The following is a 19,596-nucleotide window of genomic DNA, read 5'->3' on the forward strand; positions in this document are numbered from 1 at the left end:
CAAATATGCCTTTTCTGTGGAATAGAGTGCCATTAGAGTCCGCCACTAACTGGTTACCGCCTGCAGAACTGACTGGTCACTAGAAAAAAGTCATAACAGGCTTTCACATTTGTTTTTTGGCACGTAATATGGCGCCCAATAACAAAAACGTAACTGAACATCACGCTTTTCTATAACAACAAACGCGAGGACGCGATGATGCACGACGCCGATCAGACCGGTAGCAACCGGAACTTCCGTCTGTCCATTCTCTCCCAGGCTGTTGCCTTTGCCACCGCCATCAGCGGCTCTGCCTATGCGGCCGAGATCGAGGAAGTAGTGGTAACCGCGCAGAAGCGCTCGGAGAACCTCCAGGATGTCCCCATTGCGATTTCCGCCTTCACCGGCGACAACATCGAGAAGATGGGTGCACAGAGCCTGACCGACCTGGGTAAGTCCACGCCCGGTGTCGAAATGAATAACGACACAGCCCTGCAGCCGACCTACAACATCCGCGGCATCCAGACTTCCGACTTCACCGTTGGTTCTGACCCGGCCGTGGCGGTGTATGTCGACGGTGTCTACACCGGCCGTGGCGCCGGCGCCGAGGTGCCGCTGGCTGATATCGAGCGGGTAGAGGTATTGAAAGGCCCGCAGGGTACCCTGTTTGGCCGCAACGCCACCGGTGGTGCCATCCATATCATCACCAAGCGCCCGTTCAACGAGGACCAGACCCAGGTCTCCATGACCGCCGGCAACTACGGCCGCCTGTCCTCGGATGTGATCATCAATCGCGCCATCAACGACCGCGCGGCGGTGCGCCTGACAGCTTCCAGCGACAAGCGTGACGGCTACTACCCCAACGCCCTCGACGGCGCTGACTGGGGCGGCCAGGACACCAAGACCCTGCGTGCGTCCGTATCACTGCTGCCCACCGACGACACTGAAATCCTGTGGCGTGGTGAATACAGCCGCCTGGACCAGAACGGTGCCACCCGCGTCTCTACCAACGACGCTATTTCAGTTGGCGGCGGCGATGTCTTTGGCGACGTAGCGCTGGACTTCAATAACCTGGAAGAGCGCGACCTGTACGGTACCTCCCTGCAGGTTACCCATGACTTCGATAACGTTACCCTGACCTCCATCACGGCGTATCGCACTTTCGAGGCCTATATTCGCCAGGATGAGGACGGCGCGAACAACCCGGACTTCTTCTTCGGTTCCGCCAACTACGATGACCAGGAGTACTTCTCCCAGGAATTCCGCCTCAACGGCGAGAGCGACACCCTGAAGTGGACCCTGGGTGCCTCCTACTCCCAGGAGAAGCTCGAGCACAATACCGAGGCGTTCTTCACCCCGAGCACCTTCGAGTCTTTCGCCCTCTACACTGCGCTGCGTGAGAGCCCGATGGACCTGCTGGGCCTGGCCGGTGCGCTGCCCCCCGAAATGCAGCAGCCGGTTATCGATGAGCTGACCCCGCAGCTGATGGCCATCTCCCAGATGACCGACGAGCAGGTTCGCGAAGTTGTTCCTGGAGCACGCGAGATGATTCGCGGCTACGGCCTCGACGGCGCCCTGATCGCCAGCTTCTTCGGCCAGAACCTGCTGCCGTCCCTGGTTGCCCGGGCGCAGCAATCCCCGGAAGCCTGGGGCCAGTTCCTGAGCACCTTCTCCTGCGCCCCGGCGCTGAGCGACCCGGCCCTGCTGCAGGGCTGCCTGTTCCAGGGAGCGAATGCGTTCGTACAGGGCACCGATGCCAACTGGCGTGAGAACGTGCTGAACACCGGTGATTACCGTTCTGCGGCCATCTATGGTGATGCCACCTGGTCCCTGACCGATCGTATGGACCTGACTTTCGGCCTGCGTTATACACAGGACGAGAAAGACTTCAGCATCGACACCCAGTACCAGAACGAACTGTACGGCCTGCCGTTCGGTATCGCGTTCTTCAGCGGTGGCCAGCCGATGATCTCCGAGTCGCCGTCCGACAGCTGGTCTGACCTGTCCGGTCGCGTGGTGCTGGATTACACCTGGAACGACAACGTCATGACCTACGCCTCGCTGGCGAACGGCTTCAAGGCGGGCGGCTTCAACAGCCTCAACTACGGTGAGAATATCGAAAACTCCTTTGACCAGGAGAACGTTACCAACTTCGAAGTGGGCATGAAGTCCAACCTGCTGGACAACCGCATGCAGCTGAATGCGTCCCTGTTCGCTTACGAGTACGAAAACCTGCAGGAGCTGAGCCTGATCGGCTTCCCGATCCCCAGCTACAACCTGCGTAACGCAGACGCTGAAGGCCAGGGCGCAGAGGTGGAGGTGCTGTTCGCAGCCACTGACAACCTGCTGATCGGCGGTAACTACTCCAACCTGCAGACCGAGTACACCCGTTACCAGGTGATCGAGGCTGCCGGTGAAACTGCCGAGGATGACCGTACCGGCCAGCCGCGCGTCGGCACCCCGGAAAACAAGTTCAACCTGATGGCGGAATACACCATCGGCATGAACTCCGGTGCTGATGTCGTCCTGCGTGGTGACTACAACTGGACTGACGAGCGTGTCGGTACCATTTCTGATCCGTCCCTGGTGGTTCCGGACTACAACCTGCTGAATGCCCGTGTGGCATTCCACAGTGCCAGCGATACCTACAGCGTATCCGCGTGGGTCCAGAACCTTACCGACGAGGAAGTGGTGGGCTCCTTCGGTGGCCCGGGTAGTGCTATCGGCTCCGAAACCGGCTGGCGCTTCCAGCCGCGCATGTTCGGTGCGGACGTGACCGTTCGCTTCTGATCAGCGTGCTTTCAAAGCAGTAGGAAAAGGCCGGCATTCGCCGGCCTTTTCTTTTTCTGGCGAGGCAATCAATACAAAGAAATAAGCGCCAAAAAATCCCGCCGCACTGGCAAATCTATCGGAATCACGCCAAAACTGCGTATGATCAATGAAAAGCAGCAGCAGTGATCCATCGCATGACGTTACTGGCGCGAGAGGTATCTGACGAAGCCCAGGCTGAACTCATCTCCCGGTACCAGCGAGTGCGGGCCGAGACAGAGGCACTGGCCGATCCACTCTCGGCAGAGGATATGCAGCTGCAGTCCATGCCCGACGCCAGTCCCAGCAAATGGCACCTGGCCCATACCACCTGGTTTTTTGAAACCTTCATCCTGCGCAACGCGCTGCCTGGCTACCGGGTGTTCAACAGCCACTATCACGAGCTGTTCAATTCTTATTACAACAGCCTGGGTACGCCTTTCAGTCGCCCCCGGCGTGGACTGCTGTCCCGGCCGGACATAGACAGTATCTTTGCCTATCGCCAGTCCGTGGACCTGGCCATGCAGGAGCTCCTGTCCGACTATCCGGCTTCTGAGGCTCTGCAGGCACTGGTTGCCCTGGGCCTGAACCATGAACAGCAGCACCAGGAACTGCTGCTCACCGATATCAAGCATGCCTTCTCCATTAACCCCCTGCAGCCAGCCTATGCAGATCTCTCCTGCGACCCGGAAGAAGAGGAGGGCGCCGATGCGCCGGCACTCCGGTGGCTGGAAATTCCCGGCGGGGCCTATGCCATTGGTGCCGAGGGGGACCATTTTTATTTCGATAATGAGAGCCCGGCACACCAGCAGCTGGTGGAGGATTTCCATATCGCATCGCGGCTGGTAAGCAACCGCGAGTTTATCGAATTTATTGAGGATGGTGGCTACCGGAACCCGAGGCTCTGGCTCTCCGATGGCTGGTCATTGCTGCAGCAGGAGCGTTGGGAGAAGCCGCTTTACTGGCAGCAGAGGGAGGGGCGCTGGATGCAGTTTACCCTCGGTGGGTTACAGCCGCTGGTCGATGGTGAACCCGCCTGCCACCTGAACTTTTACGAGGCTGACGCGTTCGCTACCTGGGCCGGCAAACGACTGCCGACAGAAGCGGAGTGGGAAGCCGCTGCCTGCCAGATCCGCCAGCCCGACCAGCTGGCTTCTGCCAACCTGCTGGAGAAGCGCCAGTTCCGCCCACTTTGCGCAAGCGCGGGCCAGCACCAGTTCCTCGGCGACCTGTGGGAGTGGACCTCCAGCGCCTACCTGCCATATCCGGGCTTCCGCGCCAGTGATGATGCGGTAGGTGAATACAACGGCAAGTTCATGTGTAACCAGAAAGTATTGCGAGGTGGCTCCTGTATTACTCCGGCAGATCATATCCGTATGACCTACCGTAACTTCTTTTACCCGCACCAGGGATGGCAGTTTACCGGTGTCAGGCTGGCAGGAGACCCAGTATGAATATGGCCTTATCGCCAGCGAATGAAGTCAGTGAAACAGAATTTTTCCGCCGCGATGTCATTGCCGGCCTGCGCAAGGAGCAGAAAACGCTCCCCTGCAAATACCTCTATGACGAAGAGGGGTCGCGCATCTTTGAGCAGATCTGCGAGCTCAGTGATTACTACCTGACCCGCACCGAAGCCGGGATTTTCCGTGACCACCTGCCACATATGGCGAAGCTGATCGGGCCCGACAGCGTGATTATCGAGCCGGGCGCCGGTAACTGCGAGAAAGTGGAACCACTGTTGCAGGCGCTGGAAGAACCGCGGGCATACATCCCCATGGACATCTCGCCGGAAATCCTGCTCGCTGCACGAACTCGCATTCGCAGGCAATTGCCTGACCTGAAAGTGGAGGCGCATGTTGGTGACTTTACCGCACCGGAGGCCTGGCAGGGCGTATCGAGACAATCCCCTGGTGGCCGGCGGGTAATCTTTTTCCCGGGGTCCACCATTGGCAACTTTGACCCTGAGGCCGCGCGCCAGCTGCTGGCGGATTTTGCGGCCCATCTCTCTACCGGGGACGGCATCCTGATTGGCACCGACCTGGTCAAGGACTCGGTCGTACTGGAGCGGGCTTACAACGACAGCCAACATGTTACCGCGAACTTCAACAAGAACCTGCTGACACGTATTAACAGTGAGCTGGGTGGGGATTTTGACCTGGACGCCTTTGCCCACCGCTCTTTCTACCACGCGCTCAAGCAGCGGGTAGAGATGCACCTGGTGAGCCTCAAGCCCCAGCGGGTGCATATAGCAGGCGAGTGTTTTGATTTTGCCGAGGGCGAAACCATTCACACGGAAAACAGCCACAAATATACCCTGGAGGGGTTTGCTGAAATGCTCCGTGAAGCCGGCTTTACACTGGTACACCAGTGGACCGATGGGGGAGGCCTGTATGCCATTCATTATGCGGAAATCCGCTGAATCATCGGTTGTTTCCCCGCTTGCCCTGGTGGTGGCAGTGTTGTGCCTTGCCATAGTCAATCCCACCCGTGCCGATGATAGTGCGACTGAACCGGGGCGAACTGCTGAGCAGCAACAGGCAGCAGTACAACAACCGGTCATCACGGTCTACAAGCATCGCTTCTGTTTTTGCTGCAAAAGGTGGATGGAGCACCTGCAGGGCAATGGCATGCAGACACCGGTGGTGAACGCCAGCAACGATGAACTCAGCGAGTTGAAGGGCAAGTGGCGCATCCCCACTGGTATGCAGGGATGCCACACCGGAGTGTTCAATGGGGAGTATGTGTTCGAGGGTCATGTGCCGGCCCGGCTGATCCGGAAATTCCTCGCCAATCCCCCGGAGGGTAGTATTGGGTTGACCGTGCCCGGGATGCCGGAGGGGAGCCCCGGAATGTACGACGGTGATAAATTTTCCCCCTATACCGTTTACCTGGTGATGCGTGATGGCGATTACCGGTTTTACGCACGGGTCGAGCAACCGGAGGCTGGCCCGGAAGGTGACGCCGCGATGACCGCCGAGCGCGCTGGAGAGGTAAGTGCAGATGCCGGCTCCCCACAGGGCGGTTCCTGACCCCCTTGTTTCTGGTAAGGTAGCGCCTCCCCGAACCGGATTGACTTGCATGACAGAGAAGTTCCGCCCGGCCACCGGCCTGGGCAATTGTCACCTCCAGACCGTATTTCCCCGATTCCATCGCCCGAAGCCCTGGGTCCGGACACACAGCCGTTGGCTCCATACCCCGGATGGGGATGTCATCGCGCTGCATATGCCGGAGGAACTCCACGATGATCCTGCCAGGCCTCTGGTGCTGGTCCTCCACGGACTGGAAGGCTCGGTCAACTCTCCCTATGCCCAGGGCATCATGCAGGCATTGCAAAAGCGCGGCTTCCAGGTTGCGGTAATGCATTTTCGTGGCTGCGGGGGCATCCCCAACAAGCTCCCGCGGGCCTATCACAGTGGCGACAGTGATGATCCGCGCTGGCTGGCCGGTGTCCTGCGCAGGGAACTGCCGAATACACCATTGATGGCCGTAGGCTATTCGCTGGGCGGGAATGTATTATTGAAATGGCTGGGGGAGGACAGCGACAGCAGCCCCCTGGTGGCGGCAGTGTCGGTTTCGGCTCCGCTGGACCTGCATGCCTGCAGCCGCAGGATCAACAGCGGCCTTTCCCGGGTCTACCAGCGCCACCTGCTGGACAGCCTGCGCCAGAGCCTGCGCCGCAAGAGCGCCGATGTTGAGCTTGCCCGCCAGCTACCGGACGTGAATGATGCCGAGCTGTTCCGCAACTTCCGCGTTTTCGATGACAAGTTCACGGCGCCCTTGCACGGCTACCTGGATGTCGAGGATTACTACACCCGGGCGTCCAGCAAGCCGCTGCTCAGGCAGATAGCAAGGCCGACCCTGATAATTCACGCACTGGATGACCCCTTCATCTGCCCGACGGCAGTACCGGAACCGGATGAATGCAGCCCCTCGGTAGAACTGGAGATCTCTCGACGGGGTGGGCACGTGGGCTTTGTCAGCGGCAGCCTGTGGCGGCCGGAGTACTGGCTGGAAATCCGTATCCCCGATTTTTTACAGCAAATAGCCCGCTCTCTCACCGCGACCCCGGCATAGCGCAACCAAAATAGCTGGCTTACCTGATCCTGTTATGCCCCCAGCTGCGCAGGCCCTTTATGCAGGGCCATCTGCATGGCCTTTTTTGGCGGGTTGTCCGTCAAGCGACCCCGGCCTTCAGGCATATAATCAGGTCCCCGGACAGGAGCCACCTTCAGGCGGATTAAGGGATGTCACCGTTAAAGTCCGGTTGCTGCGGCTGACCCAGGTTGGCTGGCGGCCAATCTTTCAGCCGGAGGAGCGCGAATATGCCCGAATGCCAATCCGTGGATGCAATCCCCGGGAGTCGGGAGGCTGGCACTGATACTTACTGCTTACCGGAAGGCGGGGATTCCGGGGCCGACCGTTCTCAGGCCCACCGCCAGGGGCTGGCACAGGAAGCCGCAATTGCCATCAGCTATAACGGCCTGAATCACGCCGTAATGATGGCGACCCCGGACAACCTGGCGGATTTTGCCGTTGGGTTCAGTATCAGTAGCCGGGTTATCGATTCTCCGGATCAAATTATCGATATCAGTGTCGACTACCAGCAGCATAGCGCCTGCCTGGAGATCACCCTGGTCCAGCGGGCACTGCACGGCCTTAAAGCCATGCGGAGAAACCTGGCAGGCAGCGGCAGCTGCGGGCTCTGCGGAACCGAGGCGCTTCAGCAGGCCCTGTTACGCCACCCGGCGAACTCGATTGGCCCCAATCGGCCCCTCCCACCACAGGCCCACCTCCGCTCGGTGCGGGAACGCTTTCAGCAGGTACAAAAACATCGTCACCACAGCGGGGCCATGCATGCCGCACTGTATGTGAGCTCGCACGGACAAACGTTACTTTGCCGGGAAGATATCGGTCGCCACAATGCGCTGGATAAACTGCTGGGTGCCTGCTTTCGCCAGGGAATCGCACTCGAGCAGGGATTCGTTGCGGTTACCAGCCGCTGTGGCCTGGAGCTGGTGCAGAAAGCGGTAAGGGCGGGGGTCGGCACCCTGGTGAGCCTGTCTGCACCAAGTGATTTCAGCGTGCGCTGGGCCCGGGACTGTGGCCTCAACCTGTTACACCAGACCGCCCGGGGCGAAGGGCGGATCTATAGCCCGGCACCGGAGTCGGATGAGGAACGCCTATGAAGCCCCCGATAGAGCCCTTTCGGTTTCACCCCTATCGCAGGCCCGCGGCGGGGTGGGGCGCCCTGCGCAGCGTGGCCCATACGACCCGGGCCAGCCAGCAGGCCCTGAAAAACCTGCTGTTGCTACTGCGTATCAATCACCACGGTGGATTTGACTGCCCGAGCTGTGCCTGGGGTGAGGCCCCTGATGAGGGCCGGATCCGCTTCTGCGAGAACGGCGCCAAGGCCACAAACTGGGAGGCGACCAGTCGCAGGGTTGATGCCGCATTTTTCCGGGAAAACAGCATCACTGACCTGTTGCGACACACGGACTACTGGCTTGAGTTCCAGGGCCGGCTGACCGAACCGATGTACTTTGACAGCGAGGGTGACCATTACCGTCCGATTTCCTGGGATGCAGCGTTCGAGCTGGTTGGCCGGCACCTGAATGCGCTTGCGTCGGCGGACGAAGCCGCCTTTTACACGTCCGGGCGCGCCAGCAATGAAGTGGCTTTTCTCTACCAGCTGTTCGCGCGGGTTTTCGGTACCAACAACCTCCCGGACTGCTCCAATATGTGTCACGAGGCAAGCGGCTATGCCCTGAAAGAAAGTATCGGGGTGGGGAAGGGGACCTGCACCTACGAAGACCTCGAACAGGCGGATACCCTGTTTATTTTCGGCCAGAATCCGGGCTCCAATGCGCCGCGCATGCTGGACCCGGTCAGCAGGGCGGTCAAGCGGGGAGCACAGGTAGTGGCAATCAACCCGCTTCGGGAAGCGGGCCTGCAACGGTTCCAGGCGCCCCAGAACCCGGTTGAAATGCTGACAGACGGAGCGACACCAACCAGCAGCGCATATTTTCGCCCCGCACTCGGCGGTGATATGGCAGTGGCACGCGGCGTGGCCAAGATTTTGTTCGAGCGACAGGAGAGGGCGGACAACGATGGTGGCGCCGGCCCCCTGGACCTTGAATTTATCCGTGAGCACTGCAATGGCTTCGGCGAATACCGGGAACTGGTAACGGAGACTCCCTGGGAGCATATCCTGCAGCAGAGTGGGCTTAAAAAAGAAGAGCTGGAACAGATCGCCGATATTTATGCTCGCGGTAAACGCGTGATTTTCTGCTGGGGCATGGGGATTACCCAGCATTATCACGGTGTGGCGACGATACAGGAGCTCACCAACCTGCTTCTCCTGCGCGGCCAGATAGGCCGGCCCGGCTGCGGTGCCAGCCCGATTCGCGGGCACAGCAATGTCCAGGGTGACCGGACTATGGGCATCAACGAGAGGCCCGCTGCGGATTTTCTCGATTCCCTGGAAAAGCGCTTTGGTTTTAGCTGCCCACGGGAACCGGGTGTGAACGTGGTGCAGGGCATCGGCGCCATGATCGAGGGCCGGATCAAGGTGTTTATCGGTCTGGGGGGCAACTTTGCCCAGGCGACCCCGGACAGCCAGCGTACGCACGAGGCGCTGCGATCGTGTGATTTAACGGTCCAGATCAGTACCAAGCTCAACCGCAGCCACCTGGTTACCGGTCGCGAGGCCCTGATCCTGCCGTGCCTGGGGCGCACGGATATCGACGAGCAGGCTGCGGGTCCCCAGGCGGTAACGGTGGAAGACACGTTCAGCATGGTGCACGCATCCTATGGGCAGCTGCGGCCATTGTCGTCCCGGATCCGCTCGGAATGTGCCATAGTTGCGGGCATCGCCAATGCCACTGTAGGTAGTGAGATTGTCGACTGGCTGCATCTGGTGGAAGACTACAGCCGGATCAGGGACCTGATCGAGAGCGTCATTCCCGGGTTTGATGACTTTAACCGCAGGATCGGGCAGCCCGGCGGCTTTTACCTGCAAAACGCGGCGGCCAAACGACACTGGAAAACCGCTTCCGGCCAGGCCAACTTCAAATCCAACCCGCTACTGGATTCGCTGGTGCGAAGTGAGATGTGCGACAAGGGCGAGCGCCGGCCAGACCTGCTACTGCAAACCATGCGCTCCCACGACCAGTTCAACACCACTGTATACAGCCCAAACGACCGCTACCGGGGTATCACCGGTAGCCGCCAGGTACTGTTCGCCAATCGGGAGGATATCAGCCGGCTGGGTTTCAGCGAGGGACAGCGAGTGGACATCGTCTCCCTGTGGGATGATGACGTCGATCGGAGAGTGGAGGGATTTACCCTGGTTGCCTATGACATACCCCCGGGGCAGGCCGCCGCCTATTACCCCGAGACCAACCCGCTGGTGCCACTGGAGAACTACGGTATCGGCAGTTTCACACCGGCATCGAAGCTGGTCGGCGTCTGCCTGGAGGAAAGCGCAGCAACAGAGCGTATCCTCTGATCCCCGGGCGAGCCCTGGTCACGCCAGGTGCGCGGTAAAGACGGCCATCAGGACAAACAGGTCGGCGATCAGGATCACCAGCAAGAGGTCAAATTTACTGACCTTATCATCGGGCTCGGCCTGGTTATCGATTTGCTTGCGGTGTACGCGCATTCGCAGGTATGCCAGCAGGATCACCAGGCCGCTACTTGCGAGCATGGCAACCTCGGACCACGGTGACACCGGTTGCTGGCCCAGCCGGCCCGCGGTAAGCCCAAAGCCGACGACAGCCACGGCGGTTCGCACCCAGGCGAGAAAGGTGCGCTCATTGGCGGCGTGATCGGGGAACCTGCTTGCCATAACGGTTGCCAGCACCAGATTCAGGGAACAGGGGTGCAATTGTAGCTCCCATTGTTGGTGGCAGGTGTGTTATGTGAATACCTAATTTAACATAATCTATATTATGCGAACTATAGTTGGGGGAGCCGACAGCCAGTGCTTGTCCTGTATGGCCAGCTAAACCAGGCGGTTCCTTCGAGCCCAGCAACGGTAAGCCACGTGACTTACCGCGAACGTTCAATCTCTGCTCACCAGCTCACTCGCCTTCTTATCCACGGCTTCTAGCGCCTGGTGGACTTTATCTTCCCAGAATGGAATATCTTTGTGATCAATGTCGGACGGAATTCGTAGCGGTTCACCGGCAACAAGTGCCACCCGCGTGAACATCCCCGGCAGTTCCATACGGTCCCATCGCCGATTCATGACGTGTTTGCGACGGCTTGCAGTGGACACGGGAACAAGGAGAAAACCCAGTGATGAGGCAAGCTCAATCGCCCCCCTTTTTACCACATGATAAGGCCCGAGCGGTCCATCCACGGCAAGCGCGGCAGCAGATTGCGTAACTAGCTCGGCCCGCATGAGATCAAGCAAATTTGCTTCGTTATACCGGGCTGGTAACTGGATACATGTATAGCCAAAGTGACGGCATATCTCACAGATAATTGCTCCCCGAAACGAATGGCTCGCAAAAACACAAGCCTTTCTCCCGCGTAACAGGGTGAACAGCGGCAGATACTGGCCATGCCAGAACACAACTAAAAGCCGCTTGCCCCTGTAACGCACATCATCCAGGCGGTCCAGCCCCTCGATTTCAACGCGCCATGTTGTGCATTGCAGCCGCAGAATCCCTGCGCCAATCAATCCCAGAATACGTGCCCACATGCCTGATCTCTGATGAGCTCCTTTGCGGCGATCACCCCACACCTGAATTGCCCCTCCTGGCTCACATTAGCGGACGTTAGTTGGTGCTTTGCTCCTGGGCGTGAGTCCCTTCAAGTTAGCCTGCAGTCACGATTCGCACATCCTCAGATGTCGTCAATATCCATCTGGCCCTCCAGACCCTGAACGCGACGCAGCAGCGACGGCTTTGCGATGCGGTGCAGGCAGTGGTCGCGAACAATCGCAGTAAGGCCCTTGCTGGTATGAAGTGTTGACATGTATTCGCGGACCCAGGTGCGTGCCTCAGCCTCTGTGCCGAAATCTGCGCAGACAAGCTGCCATAAGAACTGGTCCAGGCTGATAGATACCCGCTTTGTGTCCGCATTCCTGCCGTCGATGATGATTGACGCCATATTGAGCTCACATAAAGTTTTATGTGCATTATACATAACTATTTATGGTGAGCCCGTGCGAACGATTTACATAAATATTTATGTGCCGCGCCTCACTGCCTTGGCCATGGAATCCTTCAACAGATCCGCGGCAGCTGCTCGCCGGGCAACCGGTGCAACAGCCGCTCACAGCCCAATGCGTTCTGCAGGATAACCTGCTGGCGATCTCCACCAGTAACTGTTCCGATGGCCCGGCTCCCCACTGTGACTGGATCTGATTCCAGCACGGCCAGTGCCGATTCAACCTGGTCCGCGGGCACAAAAGCAATAAAGCGCCCCTCATTGGCCACATAAAACGGGTCCAGGCCCAGCATTTCGCAGGCGCCCCGCACGGCATCACAGGTGGGAATGTCGGCCTCCCGCACCAGGAATTCCCTGCCGGCGGTTTCCGCAAGCTCCACCAGTGCCGTAGCCAGGCCGCCGCGGGTCAGGTCACGCAGGCAGTGGATGCTGATGCCTGCGTCCAGCAGATTTTGCACGGGGCGGTGCAGGGGTGCGCAGTCACTTTGCAGCGGGGAATCAAACTCCAGTCCCTCGCGACGGGCCATTACCGCCATGCCATGGCGACCGATATCCCCGGACAGCAGAATCACGTCACCGGGCCGGATCTGGCCGGGCTCTATCGTGAGCGATTCGTGCAGTACGCCAATGCCGGCGGTATTGATATAGATACCATCACCCTTGCCCCGCTCCACCACTTTGGTGTCCCCGGTCACCAGCTGCACGCCACAGCGCGTGGCCGCCGCGCCCATCGAGGACATCACCCTGGTCAGGGTATCCAGGGGCAGCCCCTCTTCCAGGATCAGGCTGCAACTCAGGTACAGCGGCCTGGCACCACTCATGGCCAGGTCGTTTACGGTGCCGTATACCGCGAGCCTGCCGATATCGCCACCGGGGAAAAACAGTGGAGTAACCACAAATGAGTCGGTGGTGAATACCACCTGCCCGGTTGCCGGTGGTAGCGTAGCGCTGTCGTGCCCCTGGGCAATCCAGGAATTATTGAAATGCGGGAAGACACAATCCCGTAGCAACCTCTGGCTGAGTTCTCCCCCACTGCCGTGGCCCAGGCGCACGATTTCGCCGGTATCTGCAGGTAGTGGGCAGTCAATGTTCATTGGCAGGTTCCTGTCAGCGGTAGCCGTAGTAGGCGGCACAGGCGCCCTCGGATGAAACCATGGGCGCGCCGAGGGGCTTTTCCGGTCGGCAGCTGTTACCAAAATGTGGGCAATCACCGGGTTTTTTATGCCCCTGCATGATCTCCCCACTGATGCAGCCACTGGTATCCGCCCGGGCAATAATATCGGTGCAGAACCTGCGCCCGGCATCGAACAGGGCGAAGTCCTGCCGCAGGCGCAGCCCACTGGCAGCGACTGTGCCAACCCCGCGCCAGTTCTGGTCGACGACTTCGAATACCTGCCTGACCATTTCCTGTGCGGGCAGGTTGCCATGGCGTTCTACTGCGCGGGCATACTGGTTTTCCACCCGGCAACTGCCCTCCTCTAGCTGCCGCAGGCAGAGCATCACACCCTCGAGGATATCCAGCGGTTCGAAGCCGGTGACCACAATGGGGATCTGGTATTTCCTTGCCAGTGGCGGGTACTGCTCGTAGCCCATTACCGCACACACATGCCCGGCCGCCAGGAAACCCTGCACGCGACAGTTTTTCGCAGAGCAGATGGATTCGATCGCCGGTGGCACCAGGAAGTGGGAGACGAGCAGGGAGAAATTCCGCAGGCCCTTCTCCCGGGCCAGGAATACCGCCATGGCATTGGCGGGGGCAGTAGTCTCGAAGCCTATGGCGAAGAAGACCACTTCCCTGTCCGGGTTCTCTTCTGCCAACGTGACCGCCTGCAGGGGCGAATAGACGATACGGATATCCCCACCTGCGGCCTTGACCGACAGCAGGTCACGATCGCTCCCGGGCACCCGCAGCATATCGCCGAAGGAGCAGAAAATAACCTCCGGCCTGGAGGCAATGGCGATCGCGCGGTCGATGGCTTCCAGCGGCGTCACGCATACCGGGCAACCCGGTCCATGGACCAGTTCCACTGCAGCAGGCAGGAACTGCTGTAGCCCGTATTTGACAATGGCATGGGTCTGGCCGCCACAGACTTCCATAATGGTCCAGGGCCTGGTGTTGAGCCGGGCAATTTCTGCCGCGACCTTTTCGATACTGTCCCGCTGGCGATACTCATCCAGGTATTTCATGGTTCACCCAACTCCCCAATCTCCTCCAGGTAACGGAATATCCTCCGGGCCTCATCCTCGTTGACCCGGCTGATGGCAAACCCCACATGAACAATCACATAGTCACCTACGTCGGCTTCCGGGACATACGCCAGGTTCACCTCCCTGGAGATGCCGCCAAAACTGACCCTGGCACTGCGCTCCAGGGGCTCGGTGTTGAGAAACGCCTCCACGCGTCCGGGGATACCTAAACACACAGGGTATTGCCCTCCCCTTTATGCGTCCCAGGGGATGCCATACAGCAGGCATAGTAAACCTGCCCCAGCGCGATACCACCGTCGTTCGGAGGCACACTGCCGTGGCAGTGGACACGGAACCCGGCCTGCCGCAACAATTTCGCAGTGGTCTCAACCAGTCGCCGGTTCTGGAAAACCCCGCCGGACAGGAAGATATTGTCCTCCCCGGCTTTTTGCGCGATGGCCAGTATCATCCGGGCCAGGGTGTTGTGAAACGCGGCAGCCCTGTCCGCAACTTCGGTCCCTGCAGCTCCTGCTTCCAGCAACGCGGTAATAACCGGCGCCCAGTCGACAAGCCAGAGACCGCCACGCTGCTGCAGACCGAATGGGTAACTGGATGAATCATCTGATTCCAGTGCGGCATGCTCCACCGCCATCGCCGCCTGCCCCTCAAATGTGACTTCAGAGGCAAGACCCAGCAGTGACGCCACCGCATCAAACAGGCGACCGACGCTGCTACAGCGGGGGCTGTTGAGTTCCCGTTCGAGCATGCATTTGAGAATCCTGATTTCGCTGCTGCTGAATTGCCTGCTCAGGTATTGTTGGGTCTCCGCCCCGTCGCCCAGGGCTTCGAACAGCACGCTGGCGCCAGTTCGGCGCGGCTCCCGCACAGCACGCTCGCCTCCCGGGAGAGAGAATTCCCGCAGGCTGGCAAACGGGGTAACCGTAGTGCTGCCATCCCAGCGCAGGAACTCTCCTCCACGTATGGCGCCGTCGCCATCATAGCCGGTGCCATCCCAGCAGATACCCAGGGCGGGCCCATAGTGGGCATGTTCTGCCATGCAGGAGAAGAAATGGGCCCGGTGGTGTTGGATACCGGTATTTTCCAGCTCACTGGATCCCGCCCAGCGGTGTGACGCATACCCGGGATGCAGGTCGTTGAGCAACACGCATCGATCCAGCTGGTAGAAACGCATTAGGTCTTCGATTGCTCCCCTGAAGGCTTCCATTGCCATCGGGCTGTCGAGGTCACCGATATGCTGGCTCAGCTGCACGGTATTCCCCCTGGCAATAGCCACGCAGTTTTTCAGGTCCGCGCCTACAGCGACCCGGTCAGTACTGCTGGCCTGCCCAGGTAACTGTAATGGCAGTGGTGCATAGCCACGCGCCCGGCGCAGCATCACCGGTTGGCCATCGATGATCCGCTGTACCGAGTCATCCAGTGCGCGCACAATGGGGCGGTCATGCAACAGGAACTGGTCGGCGATCCCGCCCAACCGCTCAAGTGCCTGGGCATTGTCGGTGCAGATGGGCTCCCCCGCCAGGTTGCCACTGGTGGCAACCACCGGGCGTTGCAGTATCTGCATCAGCAGGCTGTGCAGGGGAGATGCCGGGAGCATGACTCCCAGTAAGGGATTCTGCGGGGCGATACTTGCAGCGATATGCATGTCAGCCTGACCTTTTGCAGTCAGCAGGACAATCGGTCTCTCCCGGGAACAGAGCAACGATTCCTCCTGCCTCGAGACATGGCAGTCCCTGCGCACAGTGGAGAGGTCCGGGTACAAAACCGCGAAAGGCTTGTGCGGACGCTGCTTGCGCTGTCGCAGCCGCCTTACAGCGTTCTCGTTACTGGCATCGACCAGAAGCTGGAAACCGCCAACGCCTTTGAGGGCGACAACCTGGCCGCTATCGATTGCGGCTGCTGCCAGTTGCAGGGCCTGCCCCATGAGCGCGATAGAGCGGCCCCGCTGATCCACAAGTTCAAGCTGAGGGCCGCATTCGGCGCAGGCATTGGGTTCCGCATGGAATCGCCGGTCCCGGGGATCCGTATATTCACGGTGGCAATGTTCGCACAGGGCGAAGCTTTTCATTGCGGTGTTGCCGCGATCGTAAGGCAGGCGCTCCAGGATGCTGAAGCGCGGGCCGCAGGCCGTGCAGTTGATGAAGGGGTAACGGTAACGGCGGTTCGCCGGGTCGAACAGCTCGGCCAGGCAGTCATCACAGGGCGCCAGGTCGGGCATTACAGTCGCGGACGGTGCGGCACCGCTGTCACTCTCACGGATACAGAAACCGATATCATCCCGCAGGGGAACGGGTGTGCTCACCAGCCGGTCGATGCGGCTGTGTTTGGGTTTGTGCTGTTGCAGTCCCTGCACAAAATCCCGTATTTTTGCGCTCTTGCCCTGCACTTCCAAGCACACGCCCCGGGCGTCATTGGCGATCCAGCCATGCAGCCCACTTCCGTGCGCCAGGCGGTGCACAAACGGGCGAAAGCCGACCCCCTGGACCACCCCGCCGATCTCGATACGCAGGCGCTCTACCGAATTATTCTGCATCGGTGCCCTCGAACTCCAGGCTGTCCAGTACGATCTGCTGGGCCTCAGAATGGTGTATATCGGACAGTTCATCGATATACAGTCGCAGGCCTTCCAGGGGCGTGCCCGCAGTCTCACGCTCAAAGTGTTCACGCAGGTGATCCGCCGAGATATGTGCCAGCGCACCGAGGCGAAGCCTGGCGGCAACCAGCCTGCCCCTCTCGCGACCGGCCAGCAACCGGATCTTTCCTACCAGGTCCTTGATCAGAGACTGTTCGTGCATCAGGGGCCTCCTGCCTGAACTTTCAAAAATTCCAGAATTTCCTGTTCGACCTGCGCTGCTGCGGCTTCCACCGCGGGCGTCATGGTCGCGCTGGTGGAAAAGTCCTTGCCGCAGATGGCAAAGATCCTCAGCGTCAACGGCAGTGAATCGAGCAGCCTGGCGAGCTCCAGGGCTTCGGCCAGCGTAAAGCCATGGCTTGAAGTATTACTCAGGCCTGCGGGCAGGGTTTCATCCAGTCCGTCCAGACGAATGATTTCACCCGGTGCCGTGCCGGAGACCACCATAGCGTCCACGAGCACAACCGGGCGAGCCTTCCAGTCGTCCAGCAGCCGCGTCATATCACCGCTGTTTTCAATATACTCGGCAATACTGCCGAGCCTGTCGCGCAACCGGTGTAACAGGTACGGGCCCACACTGTCGTCACCGCGAAAGCGGTTGCCCAGGCTGATGATCGCCCACCCCTTTACCGTGTCCCGTGTCACCCGTCGTTTCCCCCGGAGTTGCCTCCCGCGTGTTCCAGGTGCAATTGGAGGAAATGGGTCGAGCAGGAGATGCAGGGATCGTAATTGCGAATCGCCTGCTCACACTGGGCCTGCAGCCGGTCCTCAGGCAAGTGCAGGTACTGCGGCAGCATATGGCGCAGGTCATCCTCGATGGTCTTCTGGTTCTGGGAGGTGGGCGCGACAATCCTGGCGTCAGTGATCTTGCCTTTATCGTCGATCCCGTAGCTGTGGTAGAGCAGCCCCCGCGGCGCTTCCGTTGCCGCGCACCCATGGGACTCCCGCGGCTTCGTTTCCAGGTAAGCCTGCTGTGGCTGCTGGTAGTTGTCGATAATCCGCAGGGCCTCGTCAAACGCGTAGAGCACCTCCAGGCTACGGACCACAATGCTCTTGAATGGGTTGGCGCAGAATGGTGGGAAGCCGACGTCCTCTGCCGTCTCCTGTACCAGAGCCGACAGGCGGTCGTAATTGAGGTTATAGCGGGCCATGGGGCCGACAAAATAGGCTCCCCGCTCCACCAGCGTACTGTGCAGTGCATTGGAGTACTCGATGTGTTCTTCCCGGAAATGCGCATCATAGGCCTGTACCGGGATGTCCAGGCCGCGGGTGGAGACGATACGGCCTTCATTCATCGGGTATTCGTTCGGATGCGAGAGAGCGACAAACTCGTATTGATCGGCCGCGGCCCGTTCGAACTTCGGGAATGATAATGACGCAGCCCATCGAACCCCCTCCACTGCCAGATCCCGCGCCCGCAGTAACTGCTGTCGCAATGGTTCCAACTCGGCCCTCACCGGCACCCGGTAAAACCCGCCGACGCGCACATTGATCGGGTGAATTTCCCGGCCACCCAACAGGCTCACCAGTGCATTGCCGGCCTTTTTGATCGCCAGCCCATCCTGCACGATTTGCGGGTGGTCCTTTGCCATCGCCACAGCGCTCTCATAGCCGAGGAAGTCCGGCGCGTGCAGCATATAGATATGCAGGCTGTGGCTCTCAATCCACTCACCGCAATAGATCAGCCGGCGCAGTGCCCGCAGTTCCGGTGTGGGGGCCAGGCCAAGCGCGTCCTCCATCGCATGTAAAGAACTCATCTGGTAGGCCACCGGGCAGATACCACAGATGCGCGCGGTAATATCCGGGGCCTCAAGGTAGTCCCTGCCGCGCAAGAATCCCTCAAAGAAGCGCGGCGGTTCGAAGATTTTGAGTTTGACGTCGTGCACACCGCCATCGTCATAACGGATATACAGCGCCCCTTCGCCCTCGACCCGGGCCAGGTAATCCACCTTGATGGTTTTAGTCCTGGCCATCGGCCTGCTCCTGGTTGCCGGTGCTGGCCTGGCGGCGGCTTTCCCGCTCGAAAGCCGGCGCGGCCGCATTGAAGTTGCGCAGGTTCTCAATGATCGTGACACGTTCAGCGCCGAGCTCTTCCCGCCACCAGTGGCACAGGGACTCCGTATTGGGGTTTTCCTTGGGGCCATAGCAGCTGTAACAGCCGCGGTTATAGGTGGGGCAAATGGCCCCGCACCCGGCGTGTGTTACCGGGCCCATACAGGGCGTTCCGTGGGCTACCCAGACACAGACATTGCCCCGGATCTTGCACTCCACACACACCGAGTGCGGCGGCACCTGGGGTGGGCGTCGGTGCAGGAAGGCGCTGATGACCTCCAGCAGTTGGCGCTTGTTGATCGGGCAGCCCTGTAACTCGAAATCCACCGGCACGTGGGCACTGATGGGAGTCGAGGTTGCCAGGGTGGCGATGTATTGCGGGTGGGCGTACACGACAGCGGTAAATTCCTCTACATCAGCAAAATTGCGCAGTGCCTGGATTCCGCCGGCGGTCGCGCAGGCGCCGATCGTTACCAGGGCGCGGGACTGGGCGCGTACCTCACGAATGCGGTGCGCATCCTCTGTGGTGGTGATGGATCCTTCCACCAGGGAAAGATCATAGGGGCCCGCCACCTGCCGGCTGCTGGCCTCCATGAAATAGGCAATATCGATTGTGTCCGCCAGCTGCAAAAGTTCATCTTCACAGTCAAGCAGGCTGAGCTGGCAACCGTCGCAGGAAGCGAATTTCCATACCGCCAGTCTGGGTTTGGTGGGCTCTTGCATATGGCTCATCGCCTGCGAGT

General features: G+C 59.9%; 18 protein-coding genes. 7 read left to right on the forward strand and 11 right to left on the reverse strand.

Features of this window, described 5'->3' with window-relative positions:
* Positions 1-198: 198 nt before the first annotated feature.
* From LVD10_RS01250 to LVD10_RS01280, 7 genes are all read left to right on the forward strand, one after another.
* Complete coding sequence (locus LVD10_RS01250; RefSeq protein WP_232942465.1) at positions 199-2,769, forward strand: TonB-dependent receptor; 2,571 nt, start codon at positions 199-201, stop codon at positions 2,767-2,769.
* A 164-nt stretch (positions 2,770-2,933) separates the two neighbouring features.
* A complete protein-coding gene (gene egtB, locus LVD10_RS01255) occupies positions 2,934-4,241 on the forward strand; it encodes an ergothioneine biosynthesis protein EgtB (protein ID WP_237061451.1) in 1,308 nt (435 codons plus the stop codon).
* Entirely contained in the window at positions 4,238-5,206 is a 969-nt protein-coding gene (gene egtD / locus LVD10_RS01260) for an L-histidine N(alpha)-methyltransferase (protein WP_237061453.1), read from the forward strand. Before egtB ends, egtD begins: the two co-directional genes overlap by 4 nt.
* On the forward strand, positions 5,178-5,816 hold the full coding sequence (locus LVD10_RS01265; RefSeq protein WP_237061454.1) for a DUF411 domain-containing protein: 639 nt from the start codon (positions 5,178-5,180) through the stop codon (positions 5,814-5,816). Before egtD ends, LVD10_RS01265 begins: the two co-directional genes overlap by 29 nt.
* A gap of 49 nt (positions 5,817-5,865) precedes the next feature.
* Positions 5,866-6,861, forward strand: coding sequence for a hydrolase (locus tag LVD10_RS01270; protein WP_232942473.1), 996 nt, complete (start codon positions 5,866-5,868; stop codon positions 6,859-6,861).
* Positions 6,862-7,109: 248 nt separating this feature from the next.
* Complete coding sequence (fdhD, locus tag LVD10_RS01275) at positions 7,110-7,973, forward strand: formate dehydrogenase accessory sulfurtransferase FdhD (RefSeq protein ID WP_237061455.1); 864 nt, start codon at positions 7,110-7,112, stop codon at positions 7,971-7,973.
* A complete protein-coding gene (locus LVD10_RS01280; protein WP_237061456.1) occupies positions 7,970-10,294 on the forward strand; it encodes an FdhF/YdeP family oxidoreductase in 2,325 nt (774 codons plus the stop codon). Before fdhD ends, LVD10_RS01280 begins: the two co-directional genes overlap by 4 nt.
* Before the next feature lie 18 nt (positions 10,295-10,312).
* Here the strand turns inward: LVD10_RS01280 and LVD10_RS01285 are convergent, their stop codons facing one another.
* The 11 genes from LVD10_RS01285 to LVD10_RS01335 all read right to left on the reverse strand — a co-directional run bounded on the left by LVD10_RS01285 (position 10,313) and on the right by LVD10_RS01335 (position 19,585).
* The gene (locus LVD10_RS01285) at positions 10,313-10,633 is read right to left on the reverse strand and encodes a YidH family protein (RefSeq protein ID WP_237061458.1); all 321 of its coding nucleotides are present in this window, start codon (positions 10,631-10,633) and stop codon (positions 10,313-10,315) included.
* Positions 10,634-10,849: 216 nt separating this feature from the next.
* Positions 10,850-11,494, reverse strand: a complete 645-nt coding sequence (locus LVD10_RS01290) for a lysophospholipid acyltransferase family protein (protein WP_237061460.1) — start codon at positions 11,492-11,494, stop codon at positions 10,850-10,852.
* Between the two features lie 143 nt (positions 11,495-11,637).
* Positions 11,638-11,904 carry a hypothetical protein gene (locus LVD10_RS01295; protein ID WP_232942483.1) on the reverse strand — a complete coding sequence of 89 codons (267 nt, stop codon included), beginning with the start codon at positions 11,902-11,904 and terminating at the stop codon, positions 11,638-11,640.
* A gap of 116 nt (positions 11,905-12,020) precedes the next feature.
* Positions 12,021-13,058, reverse strand: coding sequence for a hydrogenase expression/formation protein HypE (gene hypE / locus LVD10_RS01300; protein ID WP_237061464.1), 1,038 nt, complete (start codon positions 13,056-13,058; stop codon positions 12,021-12,023).
* A gap of 13 nt (positions 13,059-13,071) precedes the next feature.
* Entirely contained in the window at positions 13,072-14,151 is a 1,080-nt protein-coding gene (gene hypD / locus LVD10_RS01305) for a hydrogenase formation protein HypD (protein WP_237061465.1), read from the reverse strand.
* Positions 14,148-14,387, reverse strand: a complete 240-nt coding sequence (locus LVD10_RS01310) for a HypC/HybG/HupF family hydrogenase formation chaperone (protein WP_232942489.1) — start codon at positions 14,385-14,387, stop codon at positions 14,148-14,150. The genes hypD and LVD10_RS01310 overlap by 4 nt, the downstream gene beginning before the upstream one ends.
* A complete protein-coding gene (gene hypF / locus LVD10_RS01315; protein WP_237061466.1) occupies positions 14,378-16,702 on the reverse strand; it encodes a carbamoyltransferase HypF in 2,325 nt (774 codons plus the stop codon). Before hypF ends, LVD10_RS01310 begins: the two co-directional genes overlap by 10 nt.
* The gene (locus tag LVD10_RS01320) at positions 16,692-16,964 is read right to left on the reverse strand and encodes a hydrogenase/urease maturation nickel metallochaperone HypA (protein WP_232942493.1); all 273 of its coding nucleotides are present in this window, start codon (positions 16,962-16,964) and stop codon (positions 16,692-16,694) included. The genes hypF and LVD10_RS01320 overlap by 11 nt, the downstream gene beginning before the upstream one ends.
* Positions 16,964-17,446, reverse strand: a complete 483-nt coding sequence (locus LVD10_RS01325; RefSeq protein WP_237061467.1) for a hydrogenase maturation protease — start codon at positions 17,444-17,446, stop codon at positions 16,964-16,966. Before LVD10_RS01325 ends, LVD10_RS01320 begins: the two co-directional genes overlap by 1 nt.
* Positions 17,443-18,774 (reverse strand): Ni/Fe hydrogenase subunit alpha, encoded by a 1,332-nt coding sequence (locus tag LVD10_RS01330; RefSeq protein WP_237061468.1) that lies wholly within the window; start codon positions 18,772-18,774, stop codon positions 17,443-17,445. Before LVD10_RS01330 ends, LVD10_RS01325 begins: the two co-directional genes overlap by 4 nt.
* On the reverse strand, positions 18,761-19,585 hold the full coding sequence (locus tag LVD10_RS01335) for an NADH-quinone oxidoreductase subunit B family protein (RefSeq protein ID WP_237061469.1): 825 nt from the start codon (positions 19,583-19,585) through the stop codon (positions 18,761-18,763). The genes LVD10_RS01330 and LVD10_RS01335 overlap by 14 nt, the downstream gene beginning before the upstream one ends.
* Positions 19,586-19,596: the final 11 nt, after the last annotated feature.

The organism is Microbulbifer zhoushanensis, assembly GCF_021729055.1.
Classification (GTDB): domain Bacteria; phylum Pseudomonadota; class Gammaproteobacteria; order Pseudomonadales; family Cellvibrionaceae; genus Microbulbifer; species Microbulbifer zhoushanensis.

Excerpts from the sequence above, each read along its gene's own strand:
- egtD (WP_237061453.1), top strand. The coding sequence starts at position 4,238 with ATGAATATGGCCTTATCGCCAGCGAATGAAGTCAGTGAAACAGAATTT.
- hypD (WP_237061465.1), bottom strand. The coding sequence starts at position 14,151 with ATGAAATACCTGGATGAGTATCGCCAGCGGGACAGTATCGAAAAGGTC.
- LVD10_RS01285 (WP_237061458.1), bottom strand. The coding sequence starts at position 10,633 with ATGGCAAGCAGGTTCCCCGATCACGCCGCCAATGAGCGCACCTTTCTC.
- LVD10_RS01265 (WP_237061454.1), top strand. The coding sequence starts at position 5,178 with ATGCCATTCATTATGCGGAAATCCGCTGAATCATCGGTTGTTTCCCCG.
- LVD10_RS01250 (WP_232942465.1), top strand. The coding sequence starts at position 199 with ATGCACGACGCCGATCAGACCGGTAGCAACCGGAACTTCCGTCTGTCC.
- LVD10_RS01290 (WP_237061460.1), bottom strand. The coding sequence starts at position 11,494 with ATGTGGGCACGTATTCTGGGATTGATTGGCGCAGGGATTCTGCGGCTG.
- hypE (WP_237061464.1), bottom strand. The coding sequence starts at position 13,058 with ATGAACATTGACTGCCCACTACCTGCAGATACCGGCGAAATCGTGCGC.
- LVD10_RS01270 (WP_232942473.1), top strand. The coding sequence starts at position 5,866 with ATGACAGAGAAGTTCCGCCCGGCCACCGGCCTGGGCAATTGTCACCTC.
- fdhD (WP_237061455.1), top strand. The coding sequence starts at position 7,110 with ATGCCCGAATGCCAATCCGTGGATGCAATCCCCGGGAGTCGGGAGGCT.
- LVD10_RS01295 (WP_232942483.1), bottom strand. The coding sequence starts at position 11,904 with ATGGCGTCAATCATCATCGACGGCAGGAATGCGGACACAAAGCGGGTA.
- hypF (WP_237061466.1), bottom strand. The coding sequence starts at position 16,702 with ATGCAGAATAATTCGGTAGAGCGCCTGCGTATCGAGATCGGCGGGGTG.
- LVD10_RS01335 (WP_237061469.1), bottom strand. The coding sequence starts at position 19,585 with ATGAGCCATATGCAAGAGCCCACCAAACCCAGACTGGCGGTATGGAAA.
- LVD10_RS01330 (WP_237061468.1), bottom strand. The coding sequence starts at position 18,774 with ATGGCCAGGACTAAAACCATCAAGGTGGATTACCTGGCCCGGGTCGAG.
- LVD10_RS01320 (WP_232942493.1), bottom strand. The coding sequence starts at position 16,964 with ATGCACGAACAGTCTCTGATCAAGGACCTGGTAGGAAAGATCCGGTTG.
- LVD10_RS01280 (WP_237061456.1), top strand. The coding sequence starts at position 7,970 with ATGAAGCCCCCGATAGAGCCCTTTCGGTTTCACCCCTATCGCAGGCCC.